This window comes from Nonomuraea solani (genome assembly GCF_900108335.1).
GTDB classification, from domain to species: domain Bacteria; phylum Actinomycetota; class Actinomycetes; order Streptosporangiales; family Streptosporangiaceae; genus Nonomuraea; species Nonomuraea solani.
In genome coordinates this window covers 95,908-121,708 of the sequence record NZ_FNVT01000026.1, presented here as the reverse complement: position 1 = coordinate 121,708, position 25,801 = coordinate 95,908, and the positions used below count along the sequence as shown (strand labels likewise).

23 protein-coding genes are annotated in these 25,801 nt (G+C 69.2%); 17 read left to right on the top strand and 6 right to left on the bottom strand.

From position 1 onward, the window contains the following. Nucleotides 1-59: 59 nt before the first annotated feature. The 4 genes from C4V41_RS51880 to C4V41_RS65980 all read left to right on the top strand — a co-directional run bounded on the left by C4V41_RS51880 (nucleotide 60) and on the right by C4V41_RS65980 (nucleotide 4,719). Nucleotides 60-1,502 carry a pyruvate formate lyase family protein gene (locus C4V41_RS51880; protein WP_456093866.1) on the top strand — a complete coding sequence of 481 codons (1,443 nt, stop codon included), beginning with the start codon at nucleotides 60-62 and terminating at the stop codon, nucleotides 1,500-1,502. Further along, nucleotides 1,499-2,224, top strand: a complete 726-nt coding sequence (gene pflA, locus C4V41_RS51875) for a pyruvate formate-lyase-activating protein (protein ID WP_103963478.1) — start codon at nucleotides 1,499-1,501, stop codon at nucleotides 2,222-2,224. Before C4V41_RS51880 ends, pflA begins: the two co-directional genes overlap by 4 nt. 28 nt (nucleotides 2,225-2,252) lie before the next feature. Further along, complete coding sequence (locus C4V41_RS51870; protein WP_200824845.1) at nucleotides 2,253-3,461, top strand: acetate/propionate family kinase; 1,209 nt, start codon at nucleotides 2,253-2,255, stop codon at nucleotides 3,459-3,461. Between the two features lie 643 nt (nucleotides 3,462-4,104). Continuing rightward, the gene (locus tag C4V41_RS65980; protein ID WP_327537517.1) at nucleotides 4,105-4,719 is read left to right on the top strand and encodes an STAS domain-containing protein; all 615 of its coding nucleotides are present in this window, start codon (nucleotides 4,105-4,107) and stop codon (nucleotides 4,717-4,719) included. Between the two features lie 214 nt (nucleotides 4,720-4,933). On the opposite strand, the gene C4V41_RS51850 is transcribed toward C4V41_RS65980, so the two are convergent. Together C4V41_RS51850 and C4V41_RS51845 are read right to left on the bottom strand one after the other, a co-directional pair. Beyond that, nucleotides 4,934-5,149 carry a DUF397 domain-containing protein gene (locus C4V41_RS51850; protein WP_103963474.1) on the bottom strand — a complete coding sequence of 72 codons (216 nt, stop codon included), beginning with the start codon at nucleotides 5,147-5,149 and terminating at the stop codon, nucleotides 4,934-4,936. Continuing rightward, nucleotides 5,134-5,961, bottom strand: coding sequence for a helix-turn-helix domain-containing protein (locus C4V41_RS51845; RefSeq protein ID WP_160150695.1), 828 nt, complete (start codon nucleotides 5,959-5,961; stop codon nucleotides 5,134-5,136). Before C4V41_RS51845 ends, C4V41_RS51850 begins: the two co-directional genes overlap by 16 nt. Nucleotides 5,962-6,112: 151 nt before the next feature. Here C4V41_RS51845 and C4V41_RS66305 point away from each other — a divergent pair, with 151 nt between their 5' ends. From C4V41_RS66305 to C4V41_RS51820, 4 genes are all read left to right on the top strand, one after another. Beyond that, the gene (locus tag C4V41_RS66305; RefSeq protein ID WP_146104134.1) at nucleotides 6,113-6,637 is read left to right on the top strand and encodes an ATP-binding protein; all 525 of its coding nucleotides are present in this window, start codon (nucleotides 6,113-6,115) and stop codon (nucleotides 6,635-6,637) included. Nucleotides 6,638-7,197: 560 nt separating this feature from the next. After that, nucleotides 7,198-7,581: a hypothetical protein gene (locus C4V41_RS51830; RefSeq protein WP_146104130.1), complete on the top strand. Its 384-nt coding sequence runs from the start codon at nucleotides 7,198-7,200 to the stop codon at nucleotides 7,579-7,581. A 169-nt stretch (nucleotides 7,582-7,750) separates the two neighbouring features. Beyond that, entirely contained in the window at nucleotides 7,751-7,987 is a 237-nt protein-coding gene (locus C4V41_RS51825; RefSeq protein WP_146104129.1) for a hypothetical protein, read from the top strand. Nucleotides 7,988-8,040: 53 nt separating this feature from the next. Then, nucleotides 8,041-8,346, top strand: a complete 306-nt coding sequence (locus C4V41_RS51820) for a hypothetical protein (RefSeq protein WP_103963468.1) — start codon at nucleotides 8,041-8,043, stop codon at nucleotides 8,344-8,346. Nucleotides 8,347-9,134: 788 nt separating this feature from the next. On the opposite strand, the gene C4V41_RS51815 is transcribed toward C4V41_RS51820, so the two are convergent. The 4 genes from C4V41_RS51815 to C4V41_RS51800 form a co-directional block, all read right to left on the bottom strand. Continuing rightward, complete coding sequence (locus C4V41_RS51815) at nucleotides 9,135-10,832, bottom strand: tyrosine-type recombinase/integrase (protein ID WP_160150694.1); 1,698 nt, start codon at nucleotides 10,830-10,832, stop codon at nucleotides 9,135-9,137. 5 nt (nucleotides 10,833-10,837) lie between these two features. Continuing rightward, on the bottom strand, nucleotides 10,838-11,119 hold the full coding sequence (locus C4V41_RS51810) for a helix-turn-helix transcriptional regulator (protein WP_103963466.1): 282 nt from the start codon (nucleotides 11,117-11,119) through the stop codon (nucleotides 10,838-10,840). A gap of 315 nt (nucleotides 11,120-11,434) precedes the next feature. Beyond that, nucleotides 11,435-12,331, bottom strand: coding sequence for a DNA methyltransferase (locus tag C4V41_RS51805; RefSeq protein ID WP_103963465.1), 897 nt, complete (start codon nucleotides 12,329-12,331; stop codon nucleotides 11,435-11,437). Continuing rightward, entirely contained in the window at nucleotides 12,331-13,158 is an 828-nt protein-coding gene (locus C4V41_RS51800; protein WP_103963464.1) for a hypothetical protein, read from the bottom strand. Before C4V41_RS51800 ends, C4V41_RS51805 begins: the two co-directional genes overlap by 1 nt. Before the next feature lie 774 nt (nucleotides 13,159-13,932). Here C4V41_RS51800 and C4V41_RS51795 point away from each other — a divergent pair. The 9 genes from C4V41_RS51795 to C4V41_RS64920 all read left to right on the top strand — a co-directional run bounded on the left by C4V41_RS51795 (nucleotide 13,933) and on the right by C4V41_RS64920 (nucleotide 25,704). Continuing rightward, nucleotides 13,933-14,355, top strand: coding sequence for a hypothetical protein (locus tag C4V41_RS51795; protein ID WP_200824843.1), 423 nt, complete (start codon nucleotides 13,933-13,935; stop codon nucleotides 14,353-14,355). A gap of 368 nt (nucleotides 14,356-14,723) precedes the next feature. Continuing rightward, on the top strand, nucleotides 14,724-15,698 hold the full coding sequence (locus tag C4V41_RS51785) for a hypothetical protein (RefSeq protein ID WP_160150693.1): 975 nt from the start codon (nucleotides 14,724-14,726) through the stop codon (nucleotides 15,696-15,698). Between the two features lie 302 nt (nucleotides 15,699-16,000). Then, entirely contained in the window at nucleotides 16,001-16,423 is a 423-nt protein-coding gene (locus tag C4V41_RS51780; protein WP_200824842.1) for a pilin, read from the top strand. Between the two features lie 41 nt (nucleotides 16,424-16,464). Then, the gene (locus tag C4V41_RS51770) at nucleotides 16,465-18,213 is read left to right on the top strand and encodes a hypothetical protein (protein ID WP_160150692.1); all 1,749 of its coding nucleotides are present in this window, start codon (nucleotides 16,465-16,467) and stop codon (nucleotides 18,211-18,213) included. Then, nucleotides 18,210-19,166, top strand: coding sequence for a PrgI family protein (locus tag C4V41_RS51765; protein ID WP_103963459.1), 957 nt, complete (start codon nucleotides 18,210-18,212; stop codon nucleotides 19,164-19,166). The genes C4V41_RS51770 and C4V41_RS51765 overlap by 4 nt, the downstream gene beginning before the upstream one ends. Next, the gene (locus C4V41_RS51760; protein ID WP_103963458.1) at nucleotides 19,163-21,034 is read left to right on the top strand and encodes a VirB4 family type IV secretion system protein; all 1,872 of its coding nucleotides are present in this window, start codon (nucleotides 19,163-19,165) and stop codon (nucleotides 21,032-21,034) included. The genes C4V41_RS51765 and C4V41_RS51760 overlap by 4 nt, the downstream gene beginning before the upstream one ends. After that, on the top strand, nucleotides 21,031-23,607 hold the full coding sequence (locus tag C4V41_RS51755) for a type IV secretory system conjugative DNA transfer family protein (protein ID WP_103963457.1): 2,577 nt from the start codon (nucleotides 21,031-21,033) through the stop codon (nucleotides 23,605-23,607). Before C4V41_RS51760 ends, C4V41_RS51755 begins: the two co-directional genes overlap by 4 nt. A gap of 49 nt (nucleotides 23,608-23,656) precedes the next feature. After that, nucleotides 23,657-24,712 carry a replication-relaxation family protein gene (locus C4V41_RS51750; RefSeq protein ID WP_160150691.1) on the top strand — a complete coding sequence of 352 codons (1,056 nt, stop codon included), beginning with the start codon at nucleotides 23,657-23,659 and terminating at the stop codon, nucleotides 24,710-24,712. Continuing rightward, on the top strand, nucleotides 24,709-25,704 hold the full coding sequence (locus tag C4V41_RS64920) for a C40 family peptidase (RefSeq protein WP_103963455.1): 996 nt from the start codon (nucleotides 24,709-24,711) through the stop codon (nucleotides 25,702-25,704). The genes C4V41_RS51750 and C4V41_RS64920 overlap by 4 nt, the downstream gene beginning before the upstream one ends. Nucleotides 25,705-25,801 lie beyond the last annotated feature (97 nt).

Below are 25,801 nucleotides of genomic sequence, written 5' to 3'. Positions count from 1 at the left end.
TTCACGACCCTGTCGCCGTGCACTGGGGGAATTACGTGAGCCAACCCCGGGGGAACTACGTGAGCGTCCACAGCACCTCCACGTTCATCGACGTCTATCTCGAACGCGACCTCGCCGAAGGACGCATCACCGAGGAACGGGCGCAGGAACTCATCGACGACTTCGTCATCAAACTGCGCATCGTCCGCTTCCTGCGCACCCCCGAATACGACCAGCTCTTCTCCGGCGACCCCACCTGGGTGACCGAGTCGATCGGCGGGATCGGCACGGACGGGCGCACCCTGGTGACCCGTACCAGCTTCCGCTACCTGCAGACGCTGCGCAATCTCGGCCCCGCGCCGGAGCCGAACCTGACCGTCTTCTGGTCCCCGCGCCTGCCTGGGCCGTTCAAACGATTCTGTGCCGCCCTGTCCATCGAGACCAGCGCCCTGCAGTACGAGAGCGACGAGCTGATGCGTCCCCGCCTGGGCGATGACACCGCCATCGCCTGCTGTGTCTCGGCCGCCCCGGTGGGCCGGCAGATGCAGTTCTTCGGCGCCCGCGTCAACCTGGCCAAGACCCTGCTGTACGCGATCAACGGCGGCCGTGACGAGATGACCGGCGCCCAGGTCGGCCCTGCCCATCCACCCCTGACCGGAGACTACCTCGCCTACGAGGAGGTCACCAAGGCGCTGGACCAGATGATGGACTGGCTCGCCCGGACCTACGTCAACGCGCTCAACATCATCCACTACATGCACGACAAGTACGCCTACGAGCGCATCGAGATGGCCCTGCACGACTACCCGGTCAAACGCACCCTGGCCTGCGGCATCGCCGGCCTGTCCGTCACCGCGGACAGCCTCTCGGCCATCAGGCACGCCCGCGTCAAGGTGATCAGAGACGCCACCGGCCTGGCGATCGACTACGAGATCGACGGCAACTACCCGGCCTACGGCAACAACGACGACCGCGCCGACGACATCGCCGTCGAACTCGTCCACTCCTTCATGACCAAGATCCGCCGCCACCCCGCCTACCGCGACGCCGAGCACACCCAATCCGTGCTCACCATCACCTCCAACGTCGTCTACGGCAAGCACACCGGCAACACCCCCGACGGCCGCCGCGCCGGCGAGCCGTTCGCTCCCGGCGCCAACCCCAGCAACGGCCGCGACCGCCACGGCATGATCGCCTCCGCCCTATCGGTCGCCAAACTCCCCTACGAGCAGGCCCTCGACGGCATCTCCCTGACCAACACCGCGACCCCGGAAGGCCTCGGTCGCACCCAGGATGAGCGGGTAGGCAACCTGGTCGGCGTACTCGACGGCTACTTCGACGCCGGCGGCTTCCACATGAACGTCAACGTCCTCACCCGCGCCGTCCTCCTGGACGCCATGGCCCACCCTGACCGCTACCCGCAGCTGACCATCCGCGTCTCCGGATACGCCGTCAACTTCGTCCGTCTCACCCCCGACCAGCAACGCGACGTCATCAACCGCACCTTCCACGGCTCGCTATGAACGGCGTCATCAGCTCCTGGGACCTGTCGGTCGGCGTTGACGGCCCCGGTACCAGGTTCGTCCTGTTCACCGCCGGCTGCCCGCTGCGCTGCCAGTACTGCCAGAACCCGGAGACCTGGCGGATGCGCGACGGGTACCAGGTCACCACCGACGAGATCATGGACGAGATCGGCAAATATCGGCGCTTCATCTCCGTCGCCAGCGGCGGGGTGACCATCAGCGGGGGCGAGCCGCTCCTTCAGCCCCGCTTCACCGCAGACCTGCTGCACCGCTGCCACGACAGCGGCCTTCACACCGCCCTCGACACCTCCGGCCTGCTCGGCGCCCGCGCCACCGACGCCATGCTCGCCGACACCGACCTGATGCTGCTCGACATCAAATCCTTCGACCCGGCCACCTACCGCCGCCTCACCGGCGGCCCGGTCGAGCCCACCCTGCGCTTCGCCCAACGCCTTGCCGACCTGGACCGACCTACCTGGGTGCGGTTCGTGCTGGTCCCCGGCCTTACCGACGCCCCCGCGAACGTGGACGCCCTGGCCCGCTTCGTGGCCGGCCTGGGCAACGTCGAACGGGTCGACGTCCTGCCCTTCCACCGCATGGCCACCGGCAAGTACGAACGCCTCGGCCTGCGCTTCCCGCTCGCCGACGTCCCACCGCCCGACCCGGCCCTACTGAGCCGGGTCCACGCCCAGTTCCACGCTCACGGCGTCACCAGCGTGTGACCCGCTGAAGAGAAATAGGCTCATGGACATGGCCGATCGCGTTCTCGTCCTGAACACCGGATCCTCCTCGATCAAGTACGAGCTCGTAGACCCACACACCCGCGCACGCTCGGCCAAGGGACTGATCGAGCGCATCGGGCAGGAGCAGGGGCGGCTCACGCATCACAGCGGGAACGGGTCTCCGTATGTGCGTGACCGTCCCTTCCCCAGCCACGAAGAGGGCTTGGACGCGATGATGGGAGCATTCGCCGCCGTTGGGCCGCGGCTGGAGCCAGTCGCGGTCGGGCATCGGGTGGTGCATGGCGGTACACGATTCACCGAGGCCGTGCTCGTCGACGACGAGGTCATCGCCGCCATCGAGGAGCTGGCCCCGCTCGCTGCCCTGCACAACCCGGTCAACCTGACCGGCATCCGGCTCGCGCGCAAGGTCTTCCCCGAGGTGCCGCAGGTGGCCGTGTTCGATACCGCGTTCCACCGTACGCTGCCGCCCGAGGCCTACACCTACGCGGTGCCGAGCGACTGGCGTGAGCAGTTCGGTGTACGGCGCTACGGCTTCCACGGCACCTCGTGCGCGTACGTCTCGCGCCGCGCCGCCGCCGTCCTGGGCCGCGACCTCGCCGAGCTCAACCTGATCGTGCTGCATCTCGGCAACGGCGCCAGCGCCACCGCGATCTCCGGTGGCCGCAGCGTCGACACCTCCATGGGTCTGACCCCCCTGGAAGGGCTTGTCATGGGGACCCGCTCCGGCGACGTCGATCCCGCCCTCGCCGGCTATCTGGCCCGGGCAGGCGCTCTCGACGCCCAGCAGGTCGAGTACGCGCTGACTCACCAAGGCGGCCTGCTCGCACTCACCGGGTCCAGTGACATGCGCGCAGTGCGGGCCCGCGATGACGAGGAGGCCAAGTTGGCCCTGGAGATATACGCCAGGCGGATCCGCAAGTACGTCGGCGCGTACTACGCCCTGCTCGGCCGGGTGGACGCGATCGTGTTCACCGGAGGGGTGGGCGAGCACGACGCCGCCACCCGCGCCGCCTCCTTGACCGGGCTCGACCGCCTCGGCATCGCCCTGGACCCGGCACTCAACGAGACGGATTCAGCGGGCGAGCGCGCGGTATCGCCCGCTGGCGCCGGCGTACCCGTCTTGGTCATCCCCACGGACGAAGAGCAGGAGATCGCCCGCCAGACCCTCGCACGGCTGGCCTCCCCTCCTCTCCCCTCGTCAATCGGCCGTTCCTGAACACCCGCGATACGGCCCGGTCGCTGCCGCCTCCGGTGAGTTCGTCCCCAAGAGGAGTCGTTCCGTCGTGCACCTGCGCGGCCGTGACGGCCACGGTGGTAACGATGTCGGCCACGACGGCGCCTCGGGACAGGTCGCCGACCGGCTTGCGCAGCCCCTGGCGCGGCGAAGGCCGCAGGCATCCTCATCGCTCCACACCGCCCTTGACCACCTCAGTACGGGCCTCGACCATGCGAAACCGCAGGTAGAAGCACCGAAGATTTGGTGCGTGCCCCGCCCCGCCGCATCGGCCACCTCGGCGATCACCGCCACTGCATCGGCCGTCATGTCCCCACCGGTGCGCGGCAGCACCGGGTCAGCGGCCAGCCCGACCAGTGCCACGGCGAAGTACGCTCTGATCGCCTCGGCCGCGCGGGCGAACGCGCGCAGCCAGCCCCGCACCGTGGGGCTCGGCCGATCCAGCCATCCCGCGATCCGGCGATGCCCCGTACCAGCGGCCTTGACCGCCAGCGCAGCGCCGATCACCACCGCCGCGTCTGCCCGGCGGAGCAAGGCGGTCACCGGCAACAGGACATGCGTCTCCCAGCACGCAGGGCACTGACCACGACGCGGACGCATCACCTGCTGCCCGGCAAGCCCGCGGATGACCCGGCGACGCGCCCAGCCCCACGGCCGCAACCCCAGCTCACACCCCGGACAGATGATCTCCCCCACCAGCAGTCGCGTCTCGACCCCAGCCGCGTCGGCCTCTACCGTGAGCACAGCGCCTCCGTGCGCGAACACAGCCCTCCCGGTGACTCGGCCAAGAGAGACGGGAAGGCCGTCTCTTTCCCGGACATGCGCACGTTGTCTCCGCACACGAACGAGGACAAGGCCTTACCTTGTCCTCTCAGGCGATACTCACGACCGTGACGCCAACACCCCGGATCATCGTCGCACCAGACGTCGTCTAACAAACGCCGACGACCTGGAGACCTACAGCGGTCGGATGCGGCAGCCTGGTCGGCCCATGGTGCTCGACCTGGGCGGGCTCACCTTCATGGACAGCACTGGCCTGCACGTCCTGCTCCGCGTCCACGGCGACGTGCGCAGGCAAGGCAGCTTCCTGCACCTGGCCGCGGTGCGGGATCTGCCCGCCCGCCTGCTCCAGATCACCGAAGTCTGGGACGCCCTCAACATCCATCCCAGCACAGAAGCCGCGATCACGACGCTCCTCGATACTCAGGCGCTGATTCCGCGCCCCCGGAGGCTGGCATGAGAATGACCCACCGCTACCTGCCCGGCGTATGCCTGATCACGATCAGCGGTGACGTGGACATCACCACCGCTGACAAATATCGGATGTCGCAACTGCCGGAATGCCAACTGGCTCAGTACAGAGTGCTTCAGGCGTGTGAAGCACAACAAGCAGCTCGTGTCACGCGACATGACGAGAACCCAACCAGAAGGTCAGGTCCCCGGTTGCCGGGTGTTTAAAGGTCGAACGCTCCCTCTTTCACACCTCCGGTGAACGCCATCCACTCCGGAGTGGTGAACACCAGAGCAGGCCCGTTTGGGTCCTTGCTGTCCCTGACCGCGATGCGGCCGGCCGCAAGGGTAGCCACCTCGACGCAGTTCCCTTCGCCATCCGAGAGAGGACTCTTCCGCCATGACGCGTTCGCGATTTCCTCACTCAGCTCCAGATCCATTTCTGGTCCAACCTCTCTTCAATGAGCGTCAACGAGTCTTTCCGGGGAAGTGCATCCGCCCTGATCGCCTGAAACCACGCCTTCAGCCTCTCCAGGTGGTCCAGCTGATCGATCATGCGACCTCCACCCGGGGCGTCGATGTAGGCGGCTTCGTCTCCATCTCCAGCCGTGCGGGCGATCACGAACCCCGCGACCAGGCCACTGGCGGACATGGCACGTAGGGGGACGATCTGAATCACTATATTCGGACTTCTGCCCATGGCGAGGAGGTGTTGAAGCTGGTTCCGGGTGACTTCCTCGTTCCCTACCGGGCGCAGCAAGGCGGCTTGATCGAGGACTGCGTACAGGTACGGAGGGTTGTCCCGACGCAGGATGGTCTGCCGATGCATGCGGGCTTCCACCTTCTCCCGCGCTTGCTCAGGGGTTGTGCCGGGGACGCCGAGGCAGATCGCCTCCGCGTACTCCTGTGTTTGAAGAAGACCGGGAACGATCAGTGCCTCGTAGGCGCACAGCTCCGTAGCGCGCTTTTCCCGGTCGATCCACGGAAGGAAGTTCCGGAAGGTCGCGTTGCTGCGGGCTCTGCGGGGAAGGTGCTGCACAAGATCGCCTGAGGGCAGGCCCATGACTTCCTCGCACAGACGCGCTCTATCCTCGTTCATGCGACGTTCTGCTCGCTCGATATTGCCGATCTGCTGACCGGTGAGCGCAACTCGTGCCCCAAGCTGCTCTAGCGTCAATCCCGCTGCTTTGCGCCGTTCACGCAATTCGTAGCCGAATCGGGCTTCTGGGCTGGTTTCGGGATCCAGTTTCACCTCGACTCCCAATACCTCACCTCCTCGTCTAAACCACTCTGGTGAAACTCTGTGGCGTGGAAACTGTGTCACTACAGACTTTGGCGAACGCTAGAAAAGTACCTGCTGAATGCCATCCTGACTAGTGATTCATCGCACCCTCACAGGTGTGATGACACAGCGATATTCAAGACAAAAGGCGCGTCCAGGGAATCGATCACAACCAAAGTCGGTGAGCGGTATGCAAGCAGCAGTCGCGTCAGATCCTCCGTGCGCAGGCATCAGGGTGTGGATGCTCCGGGAGCTAGATCAGAAGCGTCAGTTGCCGCGCTTGGCTCGCCGGGAACTTCGACGGTGGGTGGGGGATCACCCTGCGCTGGATGATCTAGAGCTGATCGTGTCGGAGTTGATGACCAACGCGCTGGTTCATGGTGGTGGCGCGTGGGTGCGGCTGAGTCTGCGGTCGGAGGAGGTGGGAGGGCGGCGTTACTGGCGGCTGGCGGTGTTGGACCCTGGCCGATCGGCGTCGGTTCCCATGCCGCGTATGCCCGCCCTGGGCGAAATACGCGGGAGGGGCCTATGGCTGGTCAACGAGCTGACAGGCGGCTGCTGGGGCACCGAGCTGACGCAGGTGGGCGAACGGGTCGTGTGGGCGTTGCTCCCGCTGGATGAGCGATCAGAGGAGCCAGCGACGTGAGCCGGCCCGGGGTAGCTGAGCGTTGAGGGCGGCGGCCGGAGTGTGGAGTGATCCGGGACGGTCGGCGGGTGAGCTCGCGAGTGAGCTGGCGGAGCGTCTGGGCCGTCGGGGCGTCACGTCGGAGGTCTCCGAGGCTCACGGGATCGCGCTGGTGGGGATCTGGTCGGTGGGCGTGACGGTGTGGTGCGAGTGGGAACGCGGCATGTGGCGTTTCCGGTGGTCACCAAGAGAGGAACGCGGGACGGGAAGATGGGAGTACACGGTGTGCCCGTGCTCGGAGATGGACACGGCGGTGCAGCGCATCGAGGGCTTGTATCAGGAGCGATACAGGCGAAGGTACGGTGCAGCCGGGTCGGGGACGGGCTACAGGCCGAATGCGGGGCAGGACGGCCGGGCGTGAGCAGCCGCACGAGGGTGGTGCCGTACGTGACGGCGTACGACGGCGAGAGCGTGGCCTATCAGCTCGCCGCATGCCCGCACGCTGAGGCGACTGACGGGTACGGCTGACCTACGAACGCTGTCGCAACTCGCTTACAGAACCACTGCCCGAACCTCCGGGCATGACGGGTTGCGGCCGGCAGGTCACCCACGCGCCGCCAACCTGCCGGGGGTGCATCCCGCGAGCGCTCGTGTGGTGCCCGTGGCTGGGCTCGGAGTCGTATGTCTACACCGCACGGGCCACAGAGCCCTACGGGGTCGTGGCGGATGTGTACCGGACCGCCGCCGCGCGAAAGGTCGTCGTGGTCCAGCACGCCGTGCAGGTTCCCTTGGAGGCGTTCCGGGTGTTGGAGTACGCGCTGGCCACGCAACTGCTCGTCGGGCTCGACGGCCTACAGCGGACGAAGCCGGACGGTCTGGGCAAGGCGTTGAGACCGGTCGGAAGGTTGCCCGCCACATCGCCGACGGGATCACCGCCGCCCCTGGCACTGTCCCCGCGCCAGTGATCGTCACATGGTTCTCCCCTGGAGCCGAGTGGCTTTGGGGCCGCTCTGCTCTGGCACCGCCGACACGTCCGGCACCGGGCTGCTCATATCCGCTGTTCGACCTCTGATCCCACGCAGCTTGAGCGGCCTCCCCCGGATGCCGCTTCCCCCGTGAATGGAGTCCTTCGTCGTGTCCCGTTCGAAGATGATCAGCGTGCTGGCGCTGCTGTTGACCGCCGGCTACGTCGCCTTCGTCCTGCTGGCCCCGGCCAGTGTGACCAAGCCGATCACTCAAGCCCTGGTGGTGGGCCTGCTGATCGCCTGCCTCGTAGCCACCCTGCGGGCGGTCTACCAGGCACGGCGAGCCGCCCACCGCAACCGGCCACATCCCGAACGCCCACAGCCGCCCTCCCCGCCCACCCCGTGAACAGCAGGCCCTCCCCCTCCCCAGCAACCATCCACCACCTTTCGGAGTCAGCCATGCCCAACCCCATCACCCCCGCTGTCGCCGCCGAAGCCGCCACCCACCTCGGCAACCTGCAGGAAGCGCTGCAGAGCTTCGGACTGCACGCTCGCCTGCTCACCCAGGACGACCGGCTACCGCGTCTGCGTGTGATCAACCCCGAAGCCACCACCCTGACGGAGACCATCTCCGTCAGGCCGAGGGACGATCAATGGCTGTTCTGGTGGTCCTGGAACGCACCGATCACCGACGTCGCCCAGCTCGCAACAGCCGCCGAGCGCATCCGCTACGTCCTGGCCACAACATCCCCGAGCGCCGCGTAGCCCCGCTCAACGCGACACGGCCGACGCCCCATTCTCGGCGTACGGATGCCCACCGTCCGGCGGCCCCGGTGATGCATCGACGGCGGCCGGGGCGGTGAAGGGCGCAGTGGTGATCAGAGACACACCTGTCAGGCGGTCAGTTGGCGGCGGCCGTGCCAGTAATCCTCAAAGTCGCGCACCTGGGTGCCGGACCGGGAGGGCTTCAGACGGCGGTATGACCTTCCCCGCCACCGACCTGCCTCGCCGCGCGGACGGGTTGTGTCCACGGACGCAGCCCGGTACGGATGCGCTTCTGCGCCACGTGCACGGCTGTGGCCTCCGTCTCACCTGGCCGGCCCTCTCAGCATCAGGAAGGAGCACGCCGTTGGGCCGTCGCTTGGTGGCGGATCCGTATCCGGTCGTGGGCGGCGCTGACCGTCGAGACGAAACACCGTGATCAAGTGGGAGCCGTATCACAGCTCAACCGGCCAACCGCCTCGGACCAGAGGCGCATGCCGATGTGGCGCACTGGAGTTCGCCTGCCAAGGCGGACACTATCTGGTTCTGCGACGCTCCTGCTCCGGCGACCGTGAGGAAACAGCACGGGGCCGGTATCCGCAGGCACGCGCCGTTTGGGACCACCTGCTGAGCGAGCACGCCGGGCAGTGCAACCAGCCGGACAACCCGATCATCGACATCTGGCTGGACAGGTGGCCTCGACCCCCCTGACAACACAGAAAGGTTGCGGCAGGACGGTCGGGGAGGCAGGTCGGCCGACCTGCCTCCCCACTACGGCTACCTCCCGGAGGTCAGCGTGGCCGTCGTGCTGGCGGCAGAGCAATCACCGACCCGCCGCCCTTTCCCGGCCCATCGTCTACGCCAGACTTCGCTGCGCGTAGCCCCGGCGGCATCGACGACGGCGCGGGAAGCGGTTGAGCGGCGAGCAAGGCGGCGGTCGCTTCTGCCGCCGCGGCGGCGGCTTCGGGGTAGACGCTGGTATACGTGTCGCGCGTGAAGGCCGAGGATTTATGCCCGAGGGTCTCCTGCACGATCTTGATGTCCACCCCGGCGGCGAGCATCGCGGTGGCCGCACCATGGCGGAGGTCGTGGAGCCGGATCGGTGGCAGGCCGGCTTGGTAGCACAGCCAGTAGAAGCGGTCGGTCACGTGCTGCGGGTGCAGCGGACGGCCGATCTCGTCGGTGAAGACGAACCCGGAGTCCATCCAGTCTTCGCCCGCGGCCAGCCGCTCTGCCGTCTGGCGCTTCTTGTGTTCCTTCAGGATCGCCATCGTGTCGGCGTCGACGGCGATCTCGCGGTCGCTGGCGTCGGTCTTCGGAGTGCCCTGGATCGGGTCCCAGCCAAGCTGGGTGATCTGCCAATGCACACCGATCCGCCCCTTCTCGAAGATGACGTCCGGCCAGCGCACCCCCACCCCCTCACCCCGCCGCAACCCGCGCACCGCGATCAACCGGTACAGCGCGAACAGCCGATCCCGGCGCGCGTAGGCGAGAAACGCCGAGGTCTGCTCGGGCGTCCACACCATCACCGGCGACGGCCGCACCGCCCCGATGTAGGCCGCGATCGGGTCAACCCGTTTGCCCTCACGGGCCCACTTGAGCCGGTCCAGGTGCCCGGCGTGGTCCTTGCGCCACTGGGTGACCTTCTCCTCGGTCCAGATGACCGGCTTGGGGCGGACGGCGGGAGCCAACTCGACCACGGCGGCGGGGTTGAAGTCCAGCAGCCGGTCCTGGCTGATCGCGATGTTCAACGCGTGCCGCAACGTCGCCCGGATGCGATGCAGGGTGGTCGGCCCGACCGGACGCCGGTACCGGACCGAGGTGATGCGGGCGGGGTCGCCGCTGGCGCGTTCGGTGGCGATGATGTCGTTGAACTCCTCGATCGCATCGAACATGCCCGCGATGTCCGACACGCGCAGCCGATCCAGCCGAATCTCCCCCAGATACGGCTTCAGGTAGAGCCGCACGTGAGACTCGTACGACCGTTTCGTGGTCGCCTCGATCGCGCGCTTGCGCTTGAGGAACTCCTCCAGCCACTCCGCCACCGTGACGTGCCGGTTCAGATCCTGGCGGGTGCGGACCTTACGCCGCACCTCCTCCAGGTCGGGCAACCGCTTGGTGTCCTTGAAGACCGACAGCATCAGCTTGGTGATCTGCCGCCGCACGGCCGGATCGGCGTCGAGAGCGAGCAGACCGCGGGCGTGGTCCAGCTCGGCCTCGGCATCCTCCAGCGTGGCGAACCCGCTGCGCCGCAGCGGGTTGCGCCGCTTGCCGTCGGCGTTCGCTGGGAGTTCGAGCTGGTAGCCCCAGGTGCCGTGGGTGCTGCTCCACCTGCCGCCGCCTCCGTCTCCGTGGGTGCGGCGCAGCTTGGGGCAGCTCTTGCTGATGTTCTTGCCGGTCACCGGGTCGATACACGAGCAGATCTTGAACGTGGTGCCCTTGGCGACGTTCAACTCTCTGCCCGCCGTGGTGTTCGGGTCTTTGGCCATCGTGGTCATCCCTTCTCTGGTGTCGGGCGGCTGTTGGGGCCGTCCTCGTTGATGCCGTCCTCGTTGATGTGGTCGAGGTTGGTGTGGTCGAGTAGCGCCCGCAGCCCGCGTACCGGCACCGCGTACCGGCCGCCGATGCGCAGCACCCGGCACGGAAACGCGCCTGCCTTGGCGAGGCGGTAGATCGTGGAACGGCTCAGGCCAAGCAACCGACCGGCCGCGAGCAGACTGATCACCTCCGGCTCCTGCTGAGCCGGGTGGCCGGTTGGGCTTGTACTGCTGGTCATGCATCACCTCCGTGACGTTGATGAACAGGGCGCGGCACGGGCCGCGCGGGATGCGCGGGTCCGTATGGCCATGGCGGGCTGTGTGGGTGCTACGCCACCGACCCGGCGCCGCCCGGCCCCCGGGCCGGGGTGTGACCGGCCGTTCATGGACGGGCGGCCACAGCCCCATCACCACGGGGTTCCGGTGCGGACGGGCCGGTGACGGCGGTATCGACGCCCGCCTCCACGTCCCGCGTCAAGCCAAAATCCGCAGGTTCACGCCGCGCCCCAGCGCCCGGCCCGAATTGCGGGCCAGGACGCCGGAAACGATCCGCGCTACTCCAACTCGCACTCCGCTCGAAGAGCCTTCAGCTTTCGTGAACCCGCGGGCTCTTGCGGCCGGCGGAACACGAGCAGGTCCTCATGGGCGACGGCGTGAATCGGCACCCCGCGCGCCCACGCCTTACGCGCCTCGTGCAGTTGGAAGAACGAGGCCCGGTTCAGCAGCCGGCCGTCGCCGAGGCCGCACAGCAGGCACACGATGCGATCGGCGAACACCAGACCGGCCGCCTCCGCCAGCCGGTGGACATGGCCGGGCAGGTCCACCAGCTCACCCCGCACCCGGTACGGCCGCACCGTGATCGCCGCCACGCCGCCCGGCCGCAGCAGCTGCGCGCAGCCAGCCAGGATGCGGCCGAACCCGTCCAGGAGCTGCGGGAGCTGCTGGTGGGCCAGGTTGGCGCGATCGGCCGAGTAGCGCTGGTTCCACTTGCGTACGCCCGGCTGTCCGGTGTCGCGGGTAGAGCGGATGTGCCCGTGCGTGGCCGCCCCGTACGGAGGCGAGGTCAGCACCAGCGCCGCCCGCCCTACCAGGTCGGGCAGCAGCCGGGCGATGTGCCGGGAGTCCCCGGCCACCACCCGCCCGACACCGGGCGCCCCCTGCGCGCGAGCGTGGCCGAGGTTGGCGACCGCCAGGCGCGCCCACCGCTCCTCGTACTCCACGCCCGCGGCATGTCGGCCGAGATGGGCAGCTTCGACCAGGGTGGTGCCGATCCCGCACATCGGATCGACCACCAACTCCCCCGGACCCGTGTAGGTCGCGATCACCTTGGCGGCGATCGAGGGCAGCATCTTGCCCGGATGCCGCATCGACTCCGGCACATACCGGCCCGCGCGCTGCACCCGCGACGGCCGCTGCCCCGTCGCCCACACCGACGTCGTCACCCCGGCCATCAACGCTCACCCCCGCCCTGAACCGAAGACTCCACCGGCGCACAGCTCAGCCCCCGACCCTCGGGTTCGTGCGGAGAACCCTTCAGTTCCCGTGAACCTGCGGACGACTTCGGCTTGGTGAAGATGAGCACGTCACTGTGCACGCGAGCGCTGGCCGGCAACCCGGCGCACCCCGACATCTCCTCGATCGCCGTCTGGGTGCGGCGGGACAGAACCGGGTCGATGCGCTCGCCCCGAGCGGGATGCCGCAGGGCGATGATGTGCTGCAGATACACCAGCCCCGCAGCGCGGGCGCGGGCGATGATCTCCGGCACCGGGTCGACCACACCACCCTCCCGGTGCAGGCCGGTGATCAGGGCCAGATGGCCATCCGGCTTGACCAGTTCCGCCGCACCGGTGACGTCGAAGACCTCGCCTCCGGCCTCAGAGTCCGGTCGGCCGGTGGACGGGAGCAGGGGCTGGCGGCAGGTCTGCTCGGCCACGACCAGCCCTGCACCGCCCGCCAGGTCGGCCAGCATCGGGGAGTCATCGCCGGGGTCGGTGATGCGTAGTTCGGTGACCTCCAGGTCATAATTGGGGTGAGTGCGGGCCAGGCAGGTCCAGGACACGCCCGCGCGGGTGGCGTCGGTGAAGACGGCCACCGGCAGGCAGCCTGCGGTTAGCGCGGCCGAGACGAGCTGGTGGTCGCTCGCGCCGAGGTGGACGACGGTCTCGCCGAGGCGGGCGCAGGCGGCGATGAGGTGGCGGGCCAGCGGGCCGCTGACCGGATGACAGCAGCCCGCCGGGCAGGTCGCGGCTGCTTCGGTGTCGGCTGCGGCCAGCCACACCGACAGCGGCAGGTGCCCTCGACCCGCATCCTGAGCCTCCCGAGCCAGCCGGAGGCCGGGCTCACGGAGCCGGGCGTCCGGCTCGGATGCGATGGATGAGGAGCCGGGCGTGGCAGACCCGGCAGGCCCGGTAGCGGCGCCGGAGTTGGCAGTGGTGGAAGCGGTTGAGGTGGTGGTGGATTCGGTCATGTGGGTGTGGCCCGAAGTGCCGGGCTACCGATCCCTGTCACTATTCCAAATACCTGCCGCGAGACCCGAGTTAGGACAAGCCGTCCAGCAAAGGTTCGGCAATACCAGTCCGTGCCATGCCCCCGCCGGGCACCGCCGCTCGGGGGCTCCCGGCTTCTCATCCACAGGCTGTGGGCGAACGTGCCGGTCAGCCACTCGCCAGACCATCGAGGCTGTACCACGCCTGGAAGGACGATTTTCTGCACCCCACCTAAGCTGTTCACTCTTCGCATTCAAATAGTCACGCAGATAATGTTGCGGCGTACGGGTCGGATGCCGGGAGGGGGATCCGGCCCGTACGGAGACGTGCAGGCCGGGCTGGCCAGTCAGCCGGGCCGGCGCCCACACTCCCGCATCTCCGGCCCGCGACACCTCACCAACGAAGCACGTTTTCGCAGGTCACAGCCGCTCCGGACAGTTTCCGGACAGTTTCCGGGCAATGTCCGTCACCGGCTCCATCACGGGCACCCGCCCGCCGTTGACCCCGTGCGACCTACCCTGAGATGAGGACACACCGAGGCGTGCCATGAGCGGGAGGCGATCAGCATGCCGCGCCAGAAGGACGAACTGGCCGAACGCCGCTTCGCCAAGCTCGTCGCACAGATCGAGGCGATGATGTCGGCCTGCCTCAAGCCGGAGTACCGCGGCTTCTACGGCCAGCTCGTCCTCACCCGCGACGCGGTAGCCGAACTGGGGGATGCGGGTGAGGCGGCCGAAGTCCGACGAGCCGCGCGGACGGCCGGACGCCGGCTCGGCTGGAAGGTCCGGACCCACGCCGCCGACGACGGAACGCTCATCATCATTGATGACCGCGACCCACCTCAGGAGGTCCGGGAGCTGGCGGCCCGCCGTTCCGCCGAAGCCGTCTCGGCCGTCATCGCCGGCGCCCAGGCCGAAGAGCGCATGCTCCGCACCAGCGCGCCCAGCACCTTTCCCACCCGGCCGTCCGGCCCTGGGGACAGCCTCTGAGCGGCCCGGCGCAGGCCGATCCCCGCAGCGGCAATCCAGGGCATGTCACGGGGTTCGGGCTCCGGTCCAGCGCTTTGACGCAACCTTGACCCCGAAAATCTCGGCGTCATCGCATTACCGCAGGTCAAGGCTGTTTTCTTAGTTCGATGCCCTGGATCCTGTCTTCGTGCTTCTCGACGGGCGCAAACTCCCACTCCTCAGTGTTTTCGCAGGTCACCCGTGGGTTCGGAGCGTGACCGGAAGCTGGAGTGATCTTTGCCGTGCCCGATGTCTGATCATTTCCTGCCCGGTTCCTGCCCGGTTTCTGTCTGGGCGCTGTGGCGCCATGGCGACGTCCGAACCGACCACGCCTTCTCGGGAGCGTCGCCTTGTCTCACCCTTCGATCCGCCTCGCCACCGACACCACCGATGCGGCCAGCGCCAGCGAGACCATCACCGGCCCAGCCGCCGACCGTCCGGCCGCTACCGGCCCGACCCCGCCCCACCTGCCCAGGACCCGCCCGGCCCCGGCTGAAGCGCTGTCCACCGGCGGCCTCGACGCAGACGACGCGCACCACAGCCAGGCGTCCGATCTCCTCGACGCCCATCTGGGTCTGGGCGGGGCGCTGCCGCTGGATGCGGCCGAGCACGCCTTCAACCTGCTCATGCGCGGCCCGGACCCGCTGTCGGCCGACGGCGCACTGCTCGGGCACGAGCTTCCGGCCCGGCTGATCCCGCTCCACGAGCTGCGCGCGATGCTGCTGCACCCGTCCTGCTCCCGCACCACCCGCGACCACGTGTGGCGGCACCTCATCGAGCAGGCCCGCACCCAGCGAGGAGCGTGGATGGTCGCCGCCGTCACCCTGGCCATCCCGATGCTGCGCCGCCTCATCGCAGCGCTCGCCGACACCATCCCAGCCGAACGGATGGACCGTGAGGACCTGGAAGCCGACGTCCTGGCGGCCTACATGCAAGCCCTGTGCCGGGTGAATCTGACCTGGTCACACCCGCTGCTGCGGCTGTCGCGGCTGACCCGCATTGCCGTCCTGCGCGCCCACGCCACCGGCCAGCCGCACCCGCTGGCCGACCCTGACCTCACCGACCGGGCCGAAGGCGGCCACCAGCGGACGCTCGCCTACCCGACCGGCCACCCGGACCTGCTCCTGGCCCAAGCCGTCGCCCAGCAGATCATCACCGAGCAGGAGGCGGAACTGATCGCCGCCACCCGGCTGGAGGGCATCGCGCTCAGCTCCTACTGCCGCCGCCGCGGCCTGCTCTACTGCACCGCGCTCAAGCGCCGACAGCGCGCCGAAACCGCCCTCCACCAGGCCCTCCAGACCGGCGAGCTGTCCAGCAGCCTGTAGCGATCGCACCAGGGTCGACGGCGCGCGGCCAGCAAAGATCACGCAAAATCCGCTGGCCCCGATGTCCTAACTCGGCCTTTCACCCAGGTCTTTTAACCACTGAGAAGGCAGCGCGGAAGGCGCCCGGCCCGGCAGCGGGACCCGTACCTGGTCACCGGTCCCTGTCACCCGGCCCAGCCCACCCACACTCACTCGCCGAAGGAGGACGCCCACCGGCCCCGCGCCGGGCCCGGCACCTCCGCGCCGCCACCTCACCCGCACCACCCAACACACCCAGCCCAACCCGTTCCAGGAGACAGCACATGACATCCCGCCAGCGCCACACCAGCCCATCGTCCCAGGCCCACAGCTGCAAAGTCCTGCTCATCGCCGTGACCATCCTCGGCGGCATCGTCCTGGGCATCTTGGTCGAATACGCCATCGCCCACGCCGCCACCACCCGCATCTCCAGCCCTGCCGCCGTCTCTTTCTCCGGTCAGGTTCTGGCCGCGCCCGCCTCACTGAACGCGGTGATCGACAACCTGCGCAACGTCATCGTCGGCCTACTCGTCGCCCTCGCCACCCTGTTCCTGACCGTCGGCGGGGTGCGCTACATCCTGGCCGGCGGCGACCCCGGCGAAGTCGAAGCGGCCAAGAAGACCCTGCGCTACGCCGCCCTCGGCTACGGCATCGCCGTCCTGGCGCCGCTCTTCGTCACCATCCTCAAAAGCATCGTCGGAGCCTGACCGTGACCCGCCACCCACCACCGCGCCTGCACCGGGCAGGCATGCTCCTGGCCATCGCCTGGCGTGGCATGGCGCGGATCCTCACGATCATCGCCATCACCCTCACCGTTACGGCCACGTCGGCTGCCGCAGAACCCGAGCCACCCGCACCCTCGCCCACGGCCAACTCACAACCCGCACCGCCCGCCACGCCCGCGCCGAGACCGGCCTCGACGCCCACGGCACCGACCGGGCCGATGCTGACGCCACCGGTCCAGCCGATCCCGAGCACCGAGCCCACGGCTCCCTTCTCGAAACCGACTCCGGCACCAGAACCCGAGCAAGCCGGGCAGGCGGAGGAGTGCGGGTGGCTGGATTTCGGCTGCAAGATCAACCGGGCGTTGAACGGCTGGTTCGGCCTGATCGTCACCGAGGCCATCCAGCCCGCCTTCCAAACCGTCGGCACCCTGCTGCTGTCCTCGCCGCCGCCCTCGATGGTGGCGCGGGTTCAGGAGCTGTCGGCGCATGTGCGGGTGGTGGCCAACGCGCTGCTGGCGCTGTTCGTGCTGGCCGCAGGTGTGATCGTGATGGCGTACGGCAGCGTGCAGAGCTCCACCACCGCTGCCGAGGTCATCCCGCGCGTGGTGGTCGCCGCCATCGGACTCAACTTCTCGCTCACCCTTTGCGAGTACGCCATCGATCTGGCCAACGGTCTGGTCGGCGCGCTGCTTGAGGACGGGGTGGACGGGCGGCGGGCCGGTGACCTGCTCGCCAACAAGCTGGCCAACCCGCTGGGGCAGTTGCAGGCGCCGCAGATGTTCCTGATCTGGATGATCGGCCTGGCCGTGGTGATGGGCCTCATCCTGGCCTTCATCGCGATCGTCCGCATCGCGCTGCTGCTGTTCCTGATCATCGCCGCGCCATTGGCGCTGCTGTGCCACGCGCTGCCGCAGACCGAGCACATCGCCCGGCTGTGGTGGCGCGCCTTCACCGGCGTCCTGATCATGCAAGTGCTGCAGGCGCTGGTCCTCATCCTGGCGTTCAAGGTGTACTTCACCGACGCCACCGACGCCTTCACCACCCCCGCCAGCGACCCCGCCCTGGCCGCCGTGAAACCGATCGTCACGCGCGCCATCGACGCCCTGGTGCTGATCGGCCTGCTGTTCATCCTGATCAAAATCCCCGGCTGGGTCGCCCGCTCCGTCTGGCAACCCTCCCAACCCCAGCTTCTCGGCCGCCTGGTCAAAGCGCTGATCGTCTACAAGACCCTCGGCCTGGCCAAAACCGCCCTGACCAGAAGCGGCAAGGCCGCCCGCACCGCCACCCGGAACGCTCCAACCACGCACCAGCGCCAACGCCGCCGCCCGCCCGGCCCCGCAGGCGGCACACGGCGCGGCCCCGCACCACCTCGCCCACGAGGCGGACCACACGGAACACAGCCCACCAGCGGACCCACCACCACGACAGGAACACCACCAGTGAACACACCCACCCCGGCCGCACCGCGCGGCCACCAGCAACTCCAGTTGCCGCTCCATCTTCCACCCGCTGCATCGCCATCGGGCTCGCGACGGACCGGATCGGCAGCCGCGCGGGGACGCCAACTGGCGCTGCCGTTTCCAGTCACCCGCGCCGCACGCCCACCCACACCGCCCACCCCGGCCCCGCCAACCGGACGCTGGATCCGCCCGCGCCCGCCCTGGGCGCAACCCATGCTGCCCGGCATGCCCACCCGACCCGCCCGGCCCCGGCAACTCCAGCTCCGCCTTGACCCGCCACCCCGCCAGACGCGCAGGAAGGACAGCCAGTGAACGAGCCCGAACCCTTGATCATGAACATTCCCGCCGATCTTAATTCCCCTGACAAGATCATGTATGGGCTGAGCTTCCGGCAGATCCTCATCATCACCCTGACCGGCGGCATCGCCGCCGCCATCTACTACCTGTTCCACCAGCTCCTGCCCGTCATCATCCTGGCCGCCATCATGCTCCCGCTGCTGGCGCTCGGCCTGACCATCGCGCTCGGCCGACGCGACGGACTCAGCCTGGACCGCTTCGCCCTGGCAGCCCTGCTCCACACCCGCGCCCGCAAACGACTCGTATCGGCGCCCGAGGGGATCGCCGAGCCGCCCCGGTGGTGCCGCCTGCGAGGCACGCTGCCCGCCCCGCTGCGCCTGCCGGTGCGGGCGATCCGCACCGACGGCGCCCTCGAGTTGGCTGACGGAGGGGTCGCGGTACTGGTGGAGACCAGCACCCTGTCCTTCCACCTGCGCACCACCAGCGAACAGACGGCCCTGGTCGGGGCGTTCGGGCGGTGGCTGAACTCACTCGAAGCGCCCGTGCAGATCCTCGCCCGCGCCCGCCCCGCCGACCTGTCCGACCTGATCGAGACCATCGAACAGCAGGCACAGGTGCTGCCACACGCCGCCCTGGCCGCAGCCGCCCGCGAACACGCCGACTACCTGGCCGAGCTGAACGACTCGCGCGAGCTGCTGATGCGGCAGGTGCTCGTCGTACTCCGCGACCACCCCACCACCCACCAGGGACGCCGCGCCGTACGCCGGGACGCCAGCGCCGCCGTCGTCCTACGCCGAGCCGCAGAAGCCGAACGCAGCCTCGCCGCACTCGGCATCGCCACCCGCGTCCTCGACGCCGACCAAGCCGGCCAGGCGCTGGCCGAGTGCCTCGACCCAGGCGGCCGGCACCCGCTCGGCCAGGCCCTGCCCGACGAACTGATCACCTCAACCACCGGGAGCACACCGTGAAACTACGCCGCCGCAACCGCGACCACCAGCCCAGCGCTCTCGCTCACCCTGGGTCGGCGCATGTCGGCGTCCGGACCTTGACGTTGCCCAGCGCGGTCTGCGCGTCGTTCGCCGTCACCGGCTACCCGCGCGAGGTCGGCGCAGGATGGCTCGAGCCCTTGCTCACCTACCCCGGCCACCTCGACGTCTCCCTGCACATCGAGCCGATCCCGCAGCAGGTCGCGGCCATGCGGCTGCGCCGCCAGCTCGCCCGCCTGGAATCGGCCAGCCGCTCCGACGCCCAGCATGGCAGGCTCGCCGACTTCGCCGCCGAAGCCGCCGCCGACGACGCCACCCACCTGGCCGACCAGCTCGCCCGAGGCCACGGCCGCCTGTTCAAGGTCGGCCTCTACCTCACCATCCACGCCGCCACAGAACCCGAGCTGGCCGCCGAGGTGGAGCGCGTCCGGGCGCTGGCATCATCGCTGCTGCTCGATGCCCAACCGGCGACGTTCCGCGCCTTGCAGGGCTGGACCACGACGCTGCCCTTGGGCGTGGACTCCCTCAACGCCACACGCACGTTCAACACCACGGCGCTGGCCGCGGCCTTCCCGTTCACCTCGCCCGACCTCGCCACGACCGTCGGCGAGACCGGGGTGCTGTACGGGCTGAGCGCCACCAGCTCCGGCGTCGTCGTGTGGGACCGCTTCGCCCAGGACAACCACAACTCCGTCGTCCTGGCCCGCTCCGGCGCTGGCAAGAGCTTCTTCACCAAACTCGAAGCCCTCCGCTTGCTCTATCAAGGGGTCGAGGTCGCGGTCGCCGACCCCGAAGACGAATACGCGCGCCTCGCCTGCGCGGTCGGCGGCACCTGCCTGCGGCTCGGCGCCGCCGGGGTGCGCTGGAACCCCTTCGACCTGCCCGCCAGCTACGGCCCCCACGATGACGTGCTGTCCCGGCGGGCCATGTTCCTGCAAACCCTGTGCGCCACCATGCTCGGTGGCGCACCGCTCACCGCGCAGACACGCGCGGTCCTGGATTCCGCGATCATCGCCACCTACCAGGCTGCCGGGATCACCCGTGAACCCGCCACCTGGAGCAGGCCCGCACCGCTCCTGGCCGATCTGGTCGCCACCCTGACCGGAAGCGGACAAGCAGCCGATTCCCCGGAGGCCGAGCTGGCCGTGCAGTTCGCCCCCTACGTGACGGGCTCCTACCGCGAGCTGTTCGATGGCCCCACCACCACTCACCCCTCGGGGCACTTGACCGTCTTCTGTCTGCGCGACCTGCCCGAAGAGATGAAAGCGGTCGGCACGCTGCTGGCGCTGGATGCCATCTGGCGGCGGGTGGCCAACCCGCGCGACCGCCGCAAGCGGCTCGTTGTGGTGGACGAGGCCTGGCTGCTGATGAAGGAGCCCGAGGGCGCCCGCTTCCTGTTCCGGATGGCGAAAGCAGCCCGCAAGCACTGGGCCGGGCTCGCCGTCGTCACCCAGGACGCCGCCGACCTGCTCGGCTCGGAACTGGGCCAGGCGATCGTGGCCAACGCCGCCGGCCAGATCCTGCTGCGCCAAGCCCCGCAGGCCATCGGCGCGGTCGGCGACGCCTTCGACCTGACCGACGGCGAGCGCCAGTTCCTGCTCACCGCCGAGCGTGGCGAGGCGCTCTTGGTCGCAGGCCCCGCGCGTCGGACCGCTCTGAGCATTGTCGCTTCGCCTTCGGAGGAGGCGCTGGCCACGACCGACCCGAAGGTCCTCGCCGAACTCGACCTGCCTGGTCAGCACGATCAGCCCCGCCTGCTCCAGGCGCACGCCGCGCCACCACCCGGCCCGCCCGATTTCACCGAGATCACCACCAGCCAGAACGACAACGAGGAGAGCGACCCGCTATGACGCCCAACCCGACACCCAGCAAGGATGAGCCGTGCCTGCTGTGCGGCATCGACGAACGAGACGTTCGGGAAACCCTGGACTTCCTGGCCGAGCTACCCGCCCGGCTGCCCAAACTCGCCCTCACCTACGGCCCCCGCCTCGCGGCGGCCGTCGGGGTGGTGTGGGCAGTGGCTGCTGTGGTGCGGTACCTGCTCGGCTGGCTGCAGCACGCCGACATGGCACCCCAAGCCCGGCTCATCGAGATCTCCAGCCCACCGCGCAGCGATCCCGAGGGCGCCGTGGTGCTGTGGCGCCAGCTCGTCGGGCTCCTGCGGCCCGCGTGGAAACGCTTCTTCACCGGCCAGCCGCATCTGGTGTGGGAGTACTGCGGCAGCGACGCCGGAGTCCGCATCCGCCTGTGGGTGCCCGGCAGCATCCCGCCCGGCATCGTGGAGAAGGCCATCCAGGCCGCCTGGCCGGGCGCGACTACCACCACCAGCCCTGCCGCCTCGCCCCTCCCGATGGGGGCGGAGGTCGCGGGCGGGCGACTGGTCCTGGCCGCGCCCGAGCATTTCCCGCTCAAGACCGACCACGACCATGACCCCGTCCGCTCCCTGCTGGAAGCCATGGGCGGACTGCGCGACGGCGAGCACGCCGTCGTCCAGATCCTGGCCCGGCCGACCACCGGCAGACGGCTGCGGCACGCCTACCAGGCAGCCGCCCACCTGCGCGGCGGCGGCAGCCGCCACCACCTCGGCCGCGTCTTCGACGCGATCCTGCCCCTGCCCACCAGCAGCCGCGACCACCACCGCACGGGCGATCTGGCCCGTGACTTCCCCGAACGCGCCGAACAGATCCGCACCATCCTGGCCAAGGCCGGTCAGCCGCGCTACACCGTCGCCATCCGCTACGCCGTCGCCACCAGCCGCGCACCCGGCTCCGCAAGCACCTCGGCAACCAGCAACCACAACGGCACAAGCGCCTCTGCTCTGGTCCGCGGCTGGCTACGAGGCGAGGCACACACCCTGGCCGGCGTCTTCGCCCTGTTCACCGGCGGCCACCAGTACCTGCGCCGAGCCCGCCTCCGGCGGCCCGGCCGCGCAATCGGCTCCCGCCGCCTCGACGGCGGCTACCTGCTGTCCGTCACCGAGCTGGCCGCGCTCGCCCACCTGCCCTGGGACATCGACGCCCCCGGCATCACCCGCGCCGGAGCCCGCCCCATCGCCCCGTCCCCGGCCATACCCCGCACCACCGGGGGCGGCACCGCCCGCATCCTCGGCGACGCCGACAGCGGCCCACGGCGGCCCGTCGCACTACCGGTGGCCGACGGACGGCACCACACGCACGTGCTCGGCGGCACCGGCGTCGGCAAATCCACCCTGCTCGCCAACCTCGTCCTTGCCGACGCCGCAGCAGGCCGAGGCGCCCTGGTCATCGACCCCAAGGGTGACCTGGTCACCGACATCCTCAACCGACTCCCGCAGCGAGCCATCGGCAAGACGGTCGTGTTCGACCCGCAAGACGCGGCCCCGCCACCGTCGATCAATATTCTCGCCGGGCATGATCCGGCCTTCGCGGTCGACTCCGTCGTGACCATCTTCCACCGTTGCTTCTCCTCCGCCTGGGGACCGCGGGTGGATGACCTGCTCCGCTCCACCTGCCTCACCCTCACGCACGTCCTGGGCCGCAAAGCCACCCTGGCCGACGTGCCCCGGCTGCTCACCGACGCGGCGTTCCGCGCCCGCACCACGGCCGAGCTGCGCGATGAACTGCTGACCGGCTTCTGGGACTCCTACCAAGCCCTCACCCCAGCCGGACAAGCCACCGTCATCGGCCCCGTCATGAACAAACTCCGCGCGGTCCTGCTCCGCCCGTTCGTCCGGCAGGCACTGGCCAGCCCGGACACCACCGTCCCCATCGGCCGGCTCCTCGACCGAGGCGGCCTCGTCCTGGCCCGGCTCCCGAAGGGCGTCTTGGGTGACGACGCGGCCCGGCTGTTCGGCTCCATCCTGCTCGCCCACACCTGGCAAGCCGCCACCCGCCGCTCACACCTGTCCGAGGCCGACCGGCCGGACGCGTCACTGGTGATCGATGAGTGTCACAATTTCTTGCATTTGCCCGGCCACGTCAACGACGTGCTGGCCGAGGCGCGCGGCTATCGGCTCTCGCTTGTTCTGGCCCACCAGCATCTCGACCAGCTCCCGAGCGATCTGCGCGAAGCCCTGTCCGCCGACGCCCGCAACAAGATCTACTTCAACGCCTCACCCAAAGACGCCGCCGAGCTCAAACACCACACCGCGCCGCTGATCAGCCCGCACGACCTCACCCACCTCGGCGCCTACCAAGCCGCCGCCCGCCTCATCATCAACGGCCAGCAAACCTCCGCCTTCACCCTGCGCACCCGACCCCTCCCCTTGGTGATCGAGGGCCGCGCAGAAGAGATCCGCCAAGCATCCCGCCAGCGGTTCACCGGACCGACAGTCACCCGGCACATAGGCCAGGGCCAGGCATCCGAACCAACCGCAAGCACAGCACCCGGCCACGCCTCTCACGAAGGCGACCCCGGCGCACCCTCAGCATCCAGCCGCTCCTGACCCAACGACCCGACCGATGTCCTGCTCAACCACTTCACGGAGGTTCACCATGTCCATGTCCGATAAGCCCTGCGGCTGCTCGTGCACCTGCCAGCCGGCCAAGCAGCCGGCGAAGCAGCCCGCCACCCGTCAAGCGGCAGCTCGCAAGCTGTCCCGGTTCACCATTCAGCCCATCCCGGCAGCCCAGCCCCGGCTCGACCACACCGCGCTGATGACGCTCGCCGCCAGGCTGACCGAACGCGACTACCAGATCCTCGACCACCTGCACCACCACCGCGTCCTGACCACCCACCAGCTACAGCGCATCTTCTTCACCATCGCCCAAGCCACCCGCGCCCGCATGACCATCCTGCTCCAGCTCAACGCCGTCACCCGCTTCCGCCCCTGGGCCGGATACGGCTCAGGATCGGCCCCCATCCACTGGGCCCTCGGCAAAGCCGGAGCTGCCGCCCTGGCCGCCCGCCACGGCACCACGCTCAAAGAACTCGGCTACAACCCCGACATCCCCATCGCCGTCTCCTCACGCCTGAACCATCAGGTCGGCGTCAACGACTTCTTCTCCCACCTGCACCACCATGCCCGCCACACCCCGCACGCCGCCGTGCGGGCCTGGTTGTCAGAACGGCAATGCGCCAAGCAGTGGGGCGACCTGGCCCGCCCGGACGCCTACGGCTGCTGGCAGGACAACGGCCACCAGATCGACTTCTTCCTCGAACACGACACCGGCACCGAAACCCTCAAACGCGTCGCCGACAAACTGCACGACTACCGCAACCTCACCGACGCCACCGGTATCACCACCCCCATCCTGTTCTGGCTGCCCAACCCCGCCCGAGAAACCAACCTGCGCAAACTCCTCGCCAGCAGCGACCTCCCGGTCGCCACCGCCGTCCACACCACCCACGGCGACGGCCCCGCCGGTCCCGTCTGGCTCCCCGCCCCAGCCAGGGCAGGGCAGACACGGATACGGCTGGCCAACCTCAACCGAGGCTGGCCCCACCTGACCCTCGGCCGCAACCCCGAACAACCCGCCAGCACCGACGACCACGACGACGAACTCCTCGACCGCATCTTCGCCGCCGAGGACGAGACCGAGAACAAGTGAAGGCCATCGCGGCCGGCGCCGCCCTGCTGCTGCTCATCATCTGCGCGTTCATCGCAGCCCCCACCAGCATCCTCACCGGCTCCGGCACACCCGGTGGCCTGGCCTGCGCGATCACACCCGCGACGACGAGCAGCACGACGGGCGGGCCGGTCGCGGCCGGTCCATCGACCGGCGTGGCCTCCACGCTGACCTTGGACGTCGAGCAGCAGGCCAACGCTGCCCTCATCATCCAGGTCGCCATGGAGCGCGGCCTGCCCGCGCGGGCAGGCGTCATCGCGGTCGCCACCGCCCTGCAAGAATCCCAGCTACGCAATGTGCACTACGGCCACCTCGACAGCCTGGGCTTGTTTCAGCAGCGCCCCTCGCAGGGCTGGGGAACATCCGAGCAGGTCCTCGACCCCCGCCACGCCACCATCACCTTCTACCAGCGCCTGGTCAAAGTGCGACGCTGGGAACGGCTCGCACTTACCAAGGCCGCGCAAGCCGTCCAGCGCTCCGGCCACCCCGACGCCTACGCCCGGTGGGAGGCCCTCGCCCAACGCACCGTTGACGCCTTCTCCGGGACCTGCGTCCCGCTCATCCCCGGTGAGCGCATCGCCGCCGTACTCGCGTACGCGCATGCTCAACTCGGCAAAAGGTATGTGTGGGGAGCCGAAGGGCCTGACGCTTTCGACTGCTCCGGGCTGACCATGCGCGCCTACCAAGCCGCCGCAATCTCGATCCCCCGCGTCGCCGCCGACCAATGGCGGCACGGGCCACCCATCCCAGCCGGTCAGGAACAGCCCGGCGATCTCGTCTTCTTCCGCATGGAAGCAGACGGCCCCGGACACGTCGGCCTCGTCATCGGCGACGGACAGATGATCCACGCACCCAACCGGCACACCGTCGTCCAGATAGGCCCCTACCGGCGCGGAAACCTGATCAGCTTCACCCGCCCCATCGCCCACCCCACCGCTGGCCAGCCCGCCACCGGCCGACCCGACCCACGCTGACCGGACGCCACAGCAACAGCCCCGGGCCGCCGCGCCACGGCACCGGACGGCCCCGGACAGCCCCGATGTCATGACACCGGACGGCCCCGCCCCTACC

Excerpts from the sequence above, each read along its gene's own strand:
- C4V41_RS51850 (WP_103963474.1), bottom strand. The coding sequence starts at position 5,149 with ATGGATCTGGAGCTGAGTGAGGAAATCGCGAACGCGTCATGGCGGAAG.
- C4V41_RS65980 (WP_327537517.1), top strand. The coding sequence starts at position 4,105 with ATGACCCGGCGACGCGCCCAGCCCCACGGCCGCAACCCCAGCTCACAC.
- C4V41_RS51820 (WP_103963468.1), top strand. The coding sequence starts at position 8,041 with ATGCCCAACCCCATCACCCCCGCTGTCGCCGCCGAAGCCGCCACCCAC.
- C4V41_RS51810 (WP_103963466.1), bottom strand. The coding sequence starts at position 11,119 with ATGACCAGCAGTACAAGCCCAACCGGCCACCCGGCTCAGCAGGAGCCG.
- C4V41_RS51830 (WP_146104130.1), top strand. The coding sequence starts at position 7,198 with ATGACGGGTTGCGGCCGGCAGGTCACCCACGCGCCGCCAACCTGCCGG.
- C4V41_RS51770 (WP_160150692.1), top strand. The coding sequence starts at position 16,465 with ATGCTCCTGGCCATCGCCTGGCGTGGCATGGCGCGGATCCTCACGATC.
- C4V41_RS51870 (WP_200824845.1), top strand. The coding sequence starts at position 2,253 with ATGGCCGATCGCGTTCTCGTCCTGAACACCGGATCCTCCTCGATCAAG.
- C4V41_RS51755 (WP_103963457.1), top strand. The coding sequence starts at position 21,031 with ATGACGCCCAACCCGACACCCAGCAAGGATGAGCCGTGCCTGCTGTGC.
- C4V41_RS51780 (WP_200824842.1), top strand. The coding sequence starts at position 16,001 with ATGACATCCCGCCAGCGCCACACCAGCCCATCGTCCCAGGCCCACAGC.
- C4V41_RS51750 (WP_160150691.1), top strand. The coding sequence starts at position 23,657 with ATGTCCATGTCCGATAAGCCCTGCGGCTGCTCGTGCACCTGCCAGCCG.
- pflA (WP_103963478.1), top strand. The coding sequence starts at position 1,499 with ATGAACGGCGTCATCAGCTCCTGGGACCTGTCGGTCGGCGTTGACGGC.
- C4V41_RS51805 (WP_103963465.1), bottom strand. The coding sequence starts at position 12,331 with ATGGCCGGGGTGACGACGTCGGTGTGGGCGACGGGGCAGCGGCCGTCG.
- C4V41_RS66305 (WP_146104134.1), top strand. The coding sequence starts at position 6,113 with ATGACACAGCGATATTCAAGACAAAAGGCGCGTCCAGGGAATCGATCA.
- C4V41_RS51795 (WP_200824843.1), top strand. The coding sequence starts at position 13,933 with ATGCCGCGCCAGAAGGACGAACTGGCCGAACGCCGCTTCGCCAAGCTC.
- C4V41_RS51815 (WP_160150694.1), bottom strand. The coding sequence starts at position 10,832 with ATGGCCAAAGACCCGAACACCACGGCGGGCAGAGAGTTGAACGTCGCC.